Origin of the sequence: Yersinia sp. IP36721 (genome assembly GCF_003634395.1) — a bacterium.
GTDB lineage: Bacteria > Pseudomonadota > Gammaproteobacteria > Enterobacterales > Enterobacteriaceae > Yersinia > Yersinia entomophaga.
The window spans coordinates 69382-80572 of sequence record NZ_QCZL01000016.1 but is presented as its reverse complement, the minus strand read 5'-3'; the positions used below and the strand labels follow the sequence as shown (position 1 = coordinate 80572).

The following is an 11191-nucleotide window of genomic DNA, read 5'->3' as shown; positions in this document are numbered from 1 at the left end:
GAGTGCGGTAAGTCTATTCAACTGATACCGGGGAGAGCTGAAGGAATATGAGCGAACTAATAATTTACCTGGATTGGATGCTGCTCGTTATCGGCGGCATCATCGCCTACTGGTGGCTGTTCTGCTGGAAGGAGTGAATGTGTGACTCCTGAGGCCAACAACGCAGTACGCTCAATAGCTAAAAAACTACTCTCCGAACTCCGCAGTAAAGACAACAAATCAACCCTACGTCAGCTACTCGACAAATACGCATCTCAAGTTAAGCCATTCTGCCCGGGCAAGCATGAGCCTTGGATGTGGCTAAATGTGATTGTTCATCGAGTGGCTGAGGGGAAATAGCAGAGGTAAGCATGGATAACGTTATTCAAATGAACCCAAGCAAATGGGTTTCAGAAGACCTGCTCATGTCTCTGACTGGCATGACAAAACACATGATCCAACACGCCCGCCGAAAGTCATGGATGGAAGGCCGTGAATACAGACACGTTGCACCTGACCTAAACCCAAAAGAGAACAGCCCAATAATGTACAACAGGCAGGAAATTGACAATTGGGTTGAAAGGCAGCGACCGGCGATCCGCAGGAGGATTGGCGAGAGGATTTCTGCTTAAATACCCTCTCCTATCAACAAACGAGGAAAGAAGGATGGGTGATTATCCTACAGGGGTAGAAAACCACTGCGGATTGCTTCGCGTGTGGTTCATCTACCAGGGGCAAAGGGTGAGGGAAAACCTCGGCGTTCCGGACACGGCGAAAAACAGGAGGATGGCTGGCGAGTTGAGGGAATCTGTTCGCTACACCATCAAGATAGGCAACTTTAATTATGCGGCACAATTCCCAAACTCAAAGCAGTTGCACAAGTTCGGGGTGGCTCAACTCAACGTTACGGTTTCCCAACTCGCTGAGAAGTGGCTCGCATTGAAGGAGATGGAAATAACCAAAAATGGAATTAGCCGATATCGGTCATACATCAAAATCTGTGCAGGGATCATTGGGGAGGAAAGGCTTGTTTCATCTATTACCAATGAAATGGTTCTCAGCCTGCGGAAGGAATTGCTGACTGGGTTTCAGATTGCAGGTATCCACCAGAAAACTCGGCAACTGAAAAAAGGCCGGTCTGTCAGAACGGTAAACGTCTATCTTTCTTGTTTTGCCGCGATGATGGAGTTCGCTGTTGCGAATGGGTACATAGAGCGATCGCCTTTCATCGGTATTTCACCGTTGAAAAAGAGCAAATCTGAGCCTGACCCGTTAACGCGAGATGAGTACGCAAGACTTATGGAAGTTGCACCGTCACTTCAAGTGAAAAATATCTGGAAGCTGGCGGTAAGCACTGGGATGCGGCACGGAGAAATTTGCGCGCTGGCATGGGAGGATATTGATCTGAAGGAATGGACAATTACGATCAGCAGGAATATGGCCGTTGTTCACCACTTCACCCCGCCGAAAACTGAAAGCGGAAATCGCACTATTAAGCTGACGAATTCCGCAATCGAAGCACTGAAGGAGCAAATGGCACTTACGAAGATGGGGAAAAAAATAAAGGTAGATGTCCACCTTCGCGAATTTGGCAAAATCCGCAAAGATGATTGCACATTCGTGTTCTCCCCTCGCCTTTCAGCTCGCAATGGGAAAGGAGGAGACTGGTACTCTCCTGGTGTCTTTAGCGGAACGTGGAACTTTGCATTGAAGAAAGCAGGTATTCGCCATCGGAAGGCATACGAGACCCGGCACACTTTTGCATGTTGGGCGCTGAGTGCAGGAGCTAATCCGAATTTTGTCGCCAACCAGATGGGGCACACATCTTCACAGATGGTGTACAGCGTTTACGGGAAATGGATGAGTGAAAACAACAGTAATCAGATGGACATTTTAAACGCAAGATTTACGGGTGATGCCCCGTATATGCCCCGCGTCATATCACAGCGATGAGATTTTATATTAACTTCAATCAGTTATCTAGCCCAGCTCGGCTTATTTAAAATATGGTCCTGCCAGTCGATAACTTCGCTTTCACGCACGGCAATATGGCGTACAGAAATACGTTCACCGTGCATTGCGGCTTTGGAACCGGTTAATAGCGGATGCCAATCGGGTAATTGTTTGCCCTCACCCACCAATCGATAGGCGCAGGTATGCGGAAGCCAATCAAAGGTCACCAGATTTTCGCGGGTTAATTTGATGCAGTCTTCTTCATATTCAAAGCGACGCTCATAGTTACGGCATTGACAGGTTTTGATATTTAGCTGATTGCAGGCAACATTAGTGAAATATATTTCGTCGGTGTCTTCGTCAATCAGTTTGTTTAAACAACATTGACCGCAGCCGTCGCACAGAGATTCCCATTCTGCGTCTGACATTTCGGCCAGCGTTTTTTGTTGCCAAAAAGGAAGTTGTGACATATCGGTATCCGGTGTAAGTAAGTGATGGCGGGTCGTTATAGACGCTTTAGAGCGAAGATGCAAGCCTCGCCACCCCAAGCGGGCCGGGGCAGCGAGCAAATCATTAGATAATACGAGTGTTTAGCCTTTTATCATTCAGAGCAATTTGTAACATATCCCCTGAATTTAACGGCCCTACGCCCTGCGGCGTTCCCGTCAGCACAATATCTCCGGCTCGCAGGGTAAAGAAACGCGTAATATAACTAATCAGAGGCAGAATTGGCGTAATCATATCTTCGGTATTGCCCCGTTGGCGAACTTCACCGTTGATCATTAAAGACAGTTCGGCATGTTGCGCGTCACCAAACTCTGCCACAGGAATAAAACCGGATATGGGGCAAGAACCGTCAAAAGCTTTGGCTTTCTCCCACGGTTGACCGGCTTTTTTAAAACCCATTTGCAAGTCACGCAGCGTTAAATCCAGCGCTACACCGTAACCGGCTATTGCGCGAGCAACCCGATCTTCATTGGCCTGTTTTAGTGGGGTTCCAATTAATACCGCCAATTCCACTTCGTGATGAACGCCGCCCAACCCTTTTGGAATAGCAACCGGTTGACGAATATCGCACAGCGCGGTTTCAGGTTTAATAAACAACACTGGCTCAACGGGTACTGCGCTGCCCATTTCTTTAATATGATCTGCATAATTGTTGCCGACGCACACCACTTTATTTACCGGGAAATCAAGTAAGGCTCCCTGCCAGTCTCTATGTTGATACATGTTGCTTCTCCTGAAATCATCTACAGATAAACTCTAGAGTACATCGACAGTTAATCCCAATCGGGTCATCAATATTTCGCTCTGCTAACGTACAATACCATCAGCCATCATACCTATACTGAGTGCGAAATAGTAAGAGCGATTCCAATGCATGATAGTTCTAAAGTTATCATAAACTAGGAATGTTCGACCTTGCATATTATCTGGTGTAATAACCCAGGCTCGTAATGCAGGATAACTGAACGCCTTTTTATTCAGCGGTAATACGCCCATTCGCTGCCACTCAGCCAAAGTGCGCACCTGCTCATTTTTCAAACCCACATATTGCGATTTGAAATTCGCCGGCAACAGAACCTCCCGCCCCCAGCTTTCCCCTGTTTTCCAGCCTTCTTTAGACAGATAATTGGCCGTTGAGGCAAAAACATCATCGACGTTGGTCCAAATATCGATCTTTCCGTCATCGTCGCCATCAACCGCATAATTCAGGAAAGAGGATGGCATAAACTGATTCTGCCCCATGGCTCCGGCCCAGGAACCTTTTAGCTTTTGGTTACCGACATGCCCTTGCTGAATAATATTCAGGGCAGCCATGAGTTCCTTGGTAAAAAATGCTTCGCGCCGCCCTTCAAAAGCGAGTGTAGCTAGCGCCGAAATGACATCCTCTTTCCCCTGAATTTTACCGAAGCCACTTTCCATTCCCCATAGCGCCACAATATAGCGCTCAGGTACTCCGTAGCGGGCGCTAGCTCGGGCTAACTGAGGTTTATAACGGCGATGAAACCGTTTTCCCTGTTTGATTTTCTGCGCGGGCAATGTCCGCTGTAGATAATCATCCAACGTCACTTTCTTTTCTAACTGATTGCGATCGGATTTGATCACTCGGTCAACAAAATGAATGTCAGCAAACGCCTGATCTAAGGTCGCCTGAGTGATTCCCTGTGAGCGAGCCTGGATTTTAAGTTGTTCGACATAAGCGTGGAATTCAGCGGGATCGCGGCCTTGCTGCGCCGGCGTGGTGACGGTTGTCGACCTATTTGCGACCTTCGCCGAATCTGGCGTCACTGCCGGAGCAGCTGTAGCCGAATGTAACCCGCCACTCAAAACGGCCGAAGCGAACAACATTGTCAGTAACGAAACCCTCATCACCCACTTCCTTTGGTTATTTACTGGCAATACTTTGAGGCAGCCAATCAATTTAATCCGATAGGGGGAAAAAACCTGCGAAATACCCGGCGCAGCAAAGGCTGGCATCCGGGCTTCTCATCGGGGTGGAGAATTAGGCTTTATCCGTCCCTAAATGCATTTTTAGCAGGCTTTCTGGCGGTGGCGGAACTTGCAGATAGAAACCCTGCTCAATCAACGCAGTTTTTACTTTCTCAATATCTGCGGTAGCCAATTTTTTTCGCTCTGAAAGAGACAACATCATGGAAAACTGGGGTTGACCAAAGCTGGCCAGTAATTCAGGAGGAACCCGGGAGAAATCGTCTTTTTTTTCAATATAGAGGTAAGTTTGATCCCGTTTAGGGCTTCGATAAATCACACAATGCATGTTTTTAGCTCTACTCAAGTGGTCAATAACGTCCTGTATAAGCCGTGGACTATACCACGCCTGTATCAGAAAAAGTGACTTTAGCCCTTGAGCCAGCGGCCGTCAAATCAGGGTTGCCGTTGCTTTTTTACACGGTGGATAACCACATTGGGTTGCTGAAAATTGGCAATATTCCCAGATAATTAAACGTCACCGAACTCAGCCTATGGCTACATAGACGGGTTTCAATTGTTATAAGAAACGATTTTTCTGTTCCATTATGTTGTAGTGGCAATCCCGCATCCACCGGGCAACCGTCTTCAATGAAGGGAGAGTCATCGCAGAGAAAGCGCCGATACCCCTTTCTCTGTCCCCCTCCCATTCGCCCAAGAGTTGTAATCCCCGCTCGTAGCTTGCCAAATCACTCACATTGGCATTAACAGGGATATAAGCGACTCCGCTGAACAGAATTAAGTAAAGATAGATTCCCTTCATTATTCTCTCCTAATCCAACGCGTGGTGATAATTTCAAGACTACCACTCTCTATTACCGGCTATTACTCACTAATCCTTAAATAATAGGGATCTCGTCGCTATCTTTAGTGGGCGCACTGCTTCATCTAAAGTGGAAAAGGCGGAGAAGCGCCATGCCTGCCAGCACTAAACTCGCTATCAGTCACGGCAGTTTCATTTCCCCAAACCCGCTCCATCACCACGTCCGAGATCTACGTCGGCGAACTGTGATCTTTATCGCAGATAATTCGCCCAATTAACTCGCTATTGGACTCAAGGCTGACAATAAATGCTCAGATTGATCTGAAATTATATGAATTGAAGATTTTATTATCACTAAAATACAACCGGAAAAACTTCTATTGAAAAAACATCAATGGGATAAATAGACAGAACTGACTCAGCCACATTACTTTCTGTCTATTTTACATACAAGACAAACACCGGTGAATTTGATTTGGTACCGGATCAATTATCACATAAAACGACCAGTAACAGAGATATATAGCCGAGGTGGGCTAGCGAATACGCCAAAGTTGTGCTGTAATTTCCAATCGAATTTTAATAAATGTTGCTGAAGGGTTTCGATATATTGATACGGATAGATTTATCTTTATATTACCTATAACATGCATAGGTACATCGGAATATCGTACCCCGAATGGTATTCCGGGGATTTAACGTAGCTGAAACTGAGTCAGGATAGATGTCACAATCGCCAATTGAGTTAAAAGGCAGTAGTTTTACCCTATCGGTAGTGCATTTACATCATGCACAGCCGGAGGTAATTCGTCAGGCTTTGCAGGAAAAAGTGGAACAAGCTCCCGCTTTTCTGAAAAACGCCCCTGTTGTTCTTAATGTTGCTACGTTACCTAACGATGCTAACTTCAGAGATGTTCAGCAGGCTGTCACTTCAGCGGGCCTTCGTATTGTTGGCGTCAGCGGCTGTCGGGATGAACGACAAAAACGTGCGATTGCTCGAGCGGGTTTGCCATTACTGAATGAAGGTAAAGGCCAAAAGATGGCTCCCGAGCCAGTAAGCCCACCGGAAAATGCCCCCGTTAAGACGCGTATCATTAATACTCCTGTCCGTTCCGGCCAACAGATTTATGCCCGTAATTGTGATTTGATTGTTATCAGCAGTGTCAGTGCCGGTGCAGAACTTATTGCAGACGGCAATATTCATATCTATGGAATGATGCGAGGGCGTGCTTTAGCTGGCGCTTCTGGCGATGCTCAGTGTCAGATTTTTTGCACACATCTGAGCGCTGAGCTAGTCTCTATTGCAGGGCAATATTGGTTAAGTGACCAGATTCCAAGCGATTATTTTGGCCAGGCCGCACGTCTTCATCTGTTGGATAATGCTTTAACCATACAACCTCTAAATTAAGCCCTTTTAACAAGGAATCCATTTCATGGCACGCATTATTGTTGTTACATCGGGTAAAGGGGGCGTTGGCAAGACCACTTCAAGTGCGGCCATTGCGACCGGCTTGGCCCAAAAAGGTAAGAAAACCGTGGTCATCGATTTTGATATCGGCCTGCGTAACCTTGATTTGATTATGGGATGTGAGCGTCGAGTTGTTTATGATTTTGTTAACGTCATTCAAGGTGATGCCACCCTGAATCAGGCGCTGATAAAAGATAAACGCACGGATAATCTCTATATTCTACCCGCATCACAAACTCGTGATAAAGATGCTCTGACCGTTGAAGGCGTTGAGAAAATCCTGAACGACCTTGGCGATATGAATTTTGACTTTGTGGTTTGTGATTCTCCTGCCGGTATCGAAAGCGGGGCGTTAATGGCCCTTTACTTTGCCGATGAAGCAGTCATTACCACTAACCCGGAAGTCTCTTCCGTTCGCGATTCCGACCGTATTTTGGGTATTTTATCCTCAAAATCTCGTCGTGCCGAACGTGGCGAAGAGCCGATTAAAGAACACCTGCTGCTGACCCGTTATAACCCAGGCCGGGTGAGTCGCGGTGACATGCTGAGCATGGAGGACGTCCTGGAAATCCTTAGGATCCCGCTGGTTGGCGTTATCCCAGAAGACCAATCCGTATTGCGCGCTTCTAACCAAGGCGAGCCGGTTATTCTGGATAAAGAGTCAGATGCGGGTAAAGCATATGACGATACCGTTGATCGTTTACTAGGAGAAGAACGCCCATTCCGCTTCATTGAAGAAGAGAAGAAGGGCTTCCTGAAACGCCTTTTTGGGGGATAAACCATGGCCTTGTTAGACTTTTTTCTGTCCCGCAAAAAACCGACAGCCAATATAGCCAAGGAACGGCTGCAAATTATCGTCGCTGAGCGTCGTCGTGGGGACAGTGAGCCCCATTATTTGCCTGATCTTAAGCGCGATATATTGGCGGTGATTTGTAAATATATTCAGATCGATCCGGAAATGCTACACGTTCAGTTTGAGCAGAAAGGTGACGATATTTCGGTGTTAGAACTTAACGTGACATTACCGGAAACGGAAGAAACACCTAAATGACATCGTCGCATTAATTACCCCCTGTATTTATTTACAGGGGGTAATTGAGTTTTCCTGGCTGTATATAAACACAGTGAAAAGAAGTTACTGCGGAAATGAGTTTCGTCATTTCTGGCAAAAAAAGTCTTAATAGCTTGATGGATTATTGATACCGCTAAATAAATAAAATCCTACCGCGTATAAAATATTCAGAGCAGAAGAGAGTTCCCCTGCCCTTAAATAGGATTAATACTGTTTAAGTATTTCTTCCAATTCACTACCTAACAAATCACCGCGCCATCCGGCTAATAACTCAGGACGAATTTCAATCGGCTTGAGTTTCCAATGCCAATTCAATAACTGATTAATTTGCCGACGTGAAGCCAAAAGCTCACTGCTTAATCCACTGCGCTCGCTCACTGCCTGAATCAATGCTTTAATATCTTTAAAGACTTTTTTGTAACCCGGCTGGTCGATAAGGTTGGCGACCAAAGGTGGCAACTGATCTTCCGGCACTGCATTACCTTCAGCCACCAGCGCCAGCAAAGTGCGCCCGTGGTAGCGAATTTCCTGACCGCTTAAGCCCAGAGAATCCAGTTCACCGAGTGACGTAGGTTGATAGCGAGCAACCTGCCACAGATTTTCCTCTCTGACCACAAAGTTGACCGCCAAATCACGCTCGCGCGCCTGACGTAAACGCCACGACGCCAGTTTTTGCAAACATGCCAACTGACGACCTCGTAACTGCCAGGCGTTAGTTATCTCACGATAAGCCAGCTCAGGATCTACCGTTTCACTGCGACGGCGACACAGCAGCAGGCATTCGTCCTGAGCGGCATCCATACGCCCCGCCGCCAGTGTGGCATCCACCAGCTTTTTTGCCATAGGCAATAGATAGAAAACATCGGCCGCCGCATAATCGCACTGTTTCTCAGTTAATGGACGAGCCAGCCAATCGGTGCGGGACTCACTTTTATCCAATTCGACGCCTTCCAGTTCTGCCACCAGCGTCGCAAAACCGCAGGAAAGCGTTTTACCCGTAAAGGCAGCTAATACCTGAGTATCAATCATTGGCGTAGGTAATTGCTGAAATGCATTAAGAAAGACTTCAAGATCTTCACTGCCCGCGTGCAGAAACTTCACCACCGACTCGTCTTTCAGCAACTCGCGAAAGGGCTGCCATTCGGTGATCGGCAAAGGGTCGATCAGTGAAAGTTGTTCACCGTCAAACAGTTGAATCAGGCCCAACTGAGGATAGTAGGTACGCGTTCTGACAAATTCTGTATCCAAAGCCACCTGGGTATGGTTACGAGCTTGCTCGCAGACTTGCTGCAACGCAGCGTCGGTAGTGATCAACTGATAATTCAAAACATCATTCTCTTGGTCGTTAGCCTATGACAGACACAACAACGCCGGTATTGACCGGCGTTGTTGATGATGAGCCTGTAACGAAGCCTATTAAGCAGCGTTTTTGCTACTCTCCTTAACAGGTTCATCACGCAGTTCTCTGCGCAATATTTTGCCTACGTTTGATTTCGGCAATTCGTCACGGAACTCGACAATTTTCGGTACTTTATAACCGGTAAGATAGCGGCGGCAATGGGTCAGCAATTCGTCTCGGCTCAGAGACGGGTCTTTTCTTACCACGAAAACTTTCACCGTTTCGCCGGAAACCTCATTAGGCACACCGATCACCGCAGACTCCAGCACTTTAGGGTGCAACGCTACCACATCTTCGATTTCATTAGGATAAACGTTGAATCCAGAAACCAGAATCATATCTTTTTTACGATCGACAATACGCAAGAAGCCGATATCATCGATAGTGGCAATATCTCCGGTGGCCAACCAACCGTCTTTTAAGACTTCGTCAGTGGCTTCCGGCCGCTGCCAGTAGCCTAACATAACTTGCGGCCCGCGCACCCATAGTTCCCCCGGCATACCGGTTTCAACATCCTGCCCGTTATCATCAATCAGGCGAACATCGGTAGAAGGCACCGGCAGACCAATACTGCCACTGTAATGTTTTAAATCATAGGGATTACCTGTGACCAAAGGTGAACACTCCGTCAGGCCGTAGCCCTCCAGCAAGTGCCTGCCCGTCAGTTTTTCCCATTTTTCCGCAACGGCTTTCTGTACCGGCATCCCCCCTCCGACAGAAAGTCGCAAAGTGGAAAAATCAAGTTTGTTGAATTCTTCGTTATTCAGTAACGCATTAAACAAGGTATTCACCCCGGTCATCGCGGTAAAGGGATAACGGCTGAGCTCTTTCACCGTTCCCGGAATATCTCGAGGATTGGTGATTAACAGGCTGCGCCCGCCCAGCTCGATAAATAGCAGGCAGTTCATCGTCAGAGCAAAGATGTGGTACAGCGGCAACGCCGTTACCACTAAATCTTGCCCAGGCTGTAGCAACGGCGCATAGGCCGCTTTAGCCTGTTCAAGGTTAGATTGCATATTCCGGTGGGTTAGCATCGCGCCTTTAGCCACGCCGGTAGTGCCACCAGTGTATTGCAGGAAAGCCAAATCGGTATTGAGCACGTCCGGTTTGACATATTGCAGGCGACGGCCTTTTTGCAATACGGTACGGAAAGAAATGGCGTCAGGTAAGTGATATTTCGGCACCAAACGCTTGATATATTTCACCACAAAGTTGACCAATGTGCCTTTCGCTGCGGAAAGCTGATCGCCCATGCGGGTCAAAATAACGTGTTTAATCTGTGTGTTGAAGACAACTTTTTCCAATGTATGAGCAAAATTGGAAACAATCACGATTGCTGCTGCGCCGCTGTCGTTCAGTTGGTGTTCCAGCTCGCGGGGCGTGTACAGCGGATTGACGTTCACCACCACCATTCCAGCCCGTAAAATACCAAACAAAGCTATGGGATACTGCAACAGGTTCGGCATCATCAACGCCACGCGGTCGCCCTTCTTCAACCCCAAACCATTTTGCAAATAGGCAGCAAAAGCGCGGCTACGCTCTTCCAATTTACGGAAAGTCATGACTTCACCCATGTTGATAAATGCAGGCTGATCCGCATAACGCAGAGCCGCATTCTCAAACATTTCCACCAGAGAAGAGTAACGATCCGGATCAATTTCCGCTGGAACATCCGCCGGGTAACGTTTTAGCCATGCTTTTTCCAAGGTAGCACTCCTGAAATCATTGTTGATTATCATATCTTCACCCAAATCCACCTCAGGACTTTAACAATATTTTAACTCAGCGTACCAGTTTGCTTTTAAACAATTTTGAGGTTGAGAAGTACATCACTAATTTTTTTCATGTATCTCAACAAAAAAACAAGGCGGCCATCGCCGCCTCATTAATATAAATAAAATCAATGCGTTATATAAATTCATAATTATAATGATTGTAACTCTTTGATTATACACCGTTTAAGTCAGTTTATAATCTAAAGCTGAGCTGGAAATGATTACCCGGTGATAATTTCAACAAATCGATTAAATAGCACACATAGTTTTTATCCATTTATCAAAAAAACCT

At 46.7% G+C, this 11191-nt stretch carries 12 protein-coding genes; 5 read left to right on the top strand and 7 right to left on the bottom strand.

Translation table 11 applies throughout. The features are described from left to right. Nucleotides 1-350: 350 nt before the first annotated feature. The gene (locus DBA33_RS13920) at nt 351-611 is read left to right on the top strand and encodes an excisionase family protein (protein WP_120806659.1); all 261 of its coding nucleotides are present in this window, start codon (nt 351-353) and stop codon (nt 609-611) included. 34 nt (nt 612-645) lie between these two features. Further along, complete coding sequence (locus DBA33_RS13915; RefSeq protein ID WP_120806658.1) at nt 646-1932, top strand: tyrosine-type recombinase/integrase; 1287 nt, start codon at nt 646-648, stop codon at nt 1930-1932. Between the two features lie 23 nt (nt 1933-1955). On the opposite strand, the gene DBA33_RS13910 is transcribed toward DBA33_RS13915, so the two are convergent. From DBA33_RS13910 to DBA33_RS13890, 5 genes are all read right to left on the bottom strand, one after another. Next, on the bottom strand, nt 1956-2402 hold the full coding sequence (locus tag DBA33_RS13910; protein ID WP_064513516.1) for a YcgN family cysteine cluster protein: 447 nt from the start codon (nt 2400-2402) through the stop codon (nt 1956-1958). 103 nt (nt 2403-2505) lie between these two features. Further along, nucleotides 2506-3162, bottom strand: a complete 657-nt coding sequence (locus tag DBA33_RS13905) for a fumarylacetoacetate hydrolase family protein (RefSeq protein ID WP_120806657.1) — start codon at nt 3160-3162, stop codon at nt 2506-2508. 84 nt (nt 3163-3246) lie between these two features. Continuing rightward, on the bottom strand, nt 3247-4305 hold the full coding sequence (locus DBA33_RS13900; protein ID WP_120806656.1) for a lytic murein transglycosylase: 1059 nt from the start codon (nt 4303-4305) through the stop codon (nt 3247-3249). A 133-nt stretch (nt 4306-4438) separates the two neighbouring features. Continuing rightward, nucleotides 4439-4711: a YcgL domain-containing protein gene (locus DBA33_RS13895; RefSeq protein WP_049597707.1), complete on the bottom strand. Its 273-nt coding sequence runs from the start codon at nt 4709-4711 to the stop codon at nt 4439-4441. A gap of 231 nt (nt 4712-4942) precedes the next feature. Next, a complete protein-coding gene (locus DBA33_RS13890; RefSeq protein WP_064513510.1) occupies nt 4943-5185 on the bottom strand; it encodes a hypothetical protein in 243 nt (80 codons plus the stop codon). A gap of 724 nt (nt 5186-5909) precedes the next feature. Here DBA33_RS13890 and minC point away from each other — a divergent pair. The 3 genes from minC to minE are packed head-to-tail and all read left to right on the top strand — an operon-like array spanning nt 5910 to nt 7704. Next, the gene (gene minC, locus DBA33_RS13885; protein WP_064513509.1) at nt 5910-6593 is read left to right on the top strand and encodes a septum site-determining protein MinC; all 684 of its coding nucleotides are present in this window, start codon (nt 5910-5912) and stop codon (nt 6591-6593) included. A gap of 25 nt (nt 6594-6618) precedes the next feature. Further along, nucleotides 6619-7431: a septum site-determining protein MinD gene (gene minD, locus DBA33_RS13880; RefSeq protein WP_049597704.1), complete on the top strand. Its 813-nt coding sequence runs from the start codon at nt 6619-6621 to the stop codon at nt 7429-7431. Between the two features lie 3 nt (nt 7432-7434). After that, nucleotides 7435-7704: a cell division topological specificity factor MinE gene (minE, locus tag DBA33_RS13875; RefSeq protein ID WP_002211180.1), complete on the top strand. Its 270-nt coding sequence runs from the start codon at nt 7435-7437 to the stop codon at nt 7702-7704. A 225-nt stretch (nt 7705-7929) separates the two neighbouring features. Here the strand turns inward: minE and rnd are convergent, their stop codons facing one another. Together rnd and fadD are read right to left on the bottom strand one after the other, a co-directional pair. Then, a complete protein-coding gene (gene rnd / locus DBA33_RS13870) occupies nt 7930-9051 on the bottom strand; it encodes a ribonuclease D (RefSeq protein ID WP_064513507.1) in 1122 nt (373 codons plus the stop codon). 90 nt (nt 9052-9141) lie between these two features. Then, on the bottom strand, nt 9142-10830 hold the full coding sequence (fadD, locus tag DBA33_RS13865) for a long-chain-fatty-acid--CoA ligase FadD (RefSeq protein ID WP_064513505.1): 1689 nt from the start codon (nt 10828-10830) through the stop codon (nt 9142-9144). Between the last annotated feature and the right edge of the window lie 361 nt (nt 10831-11191).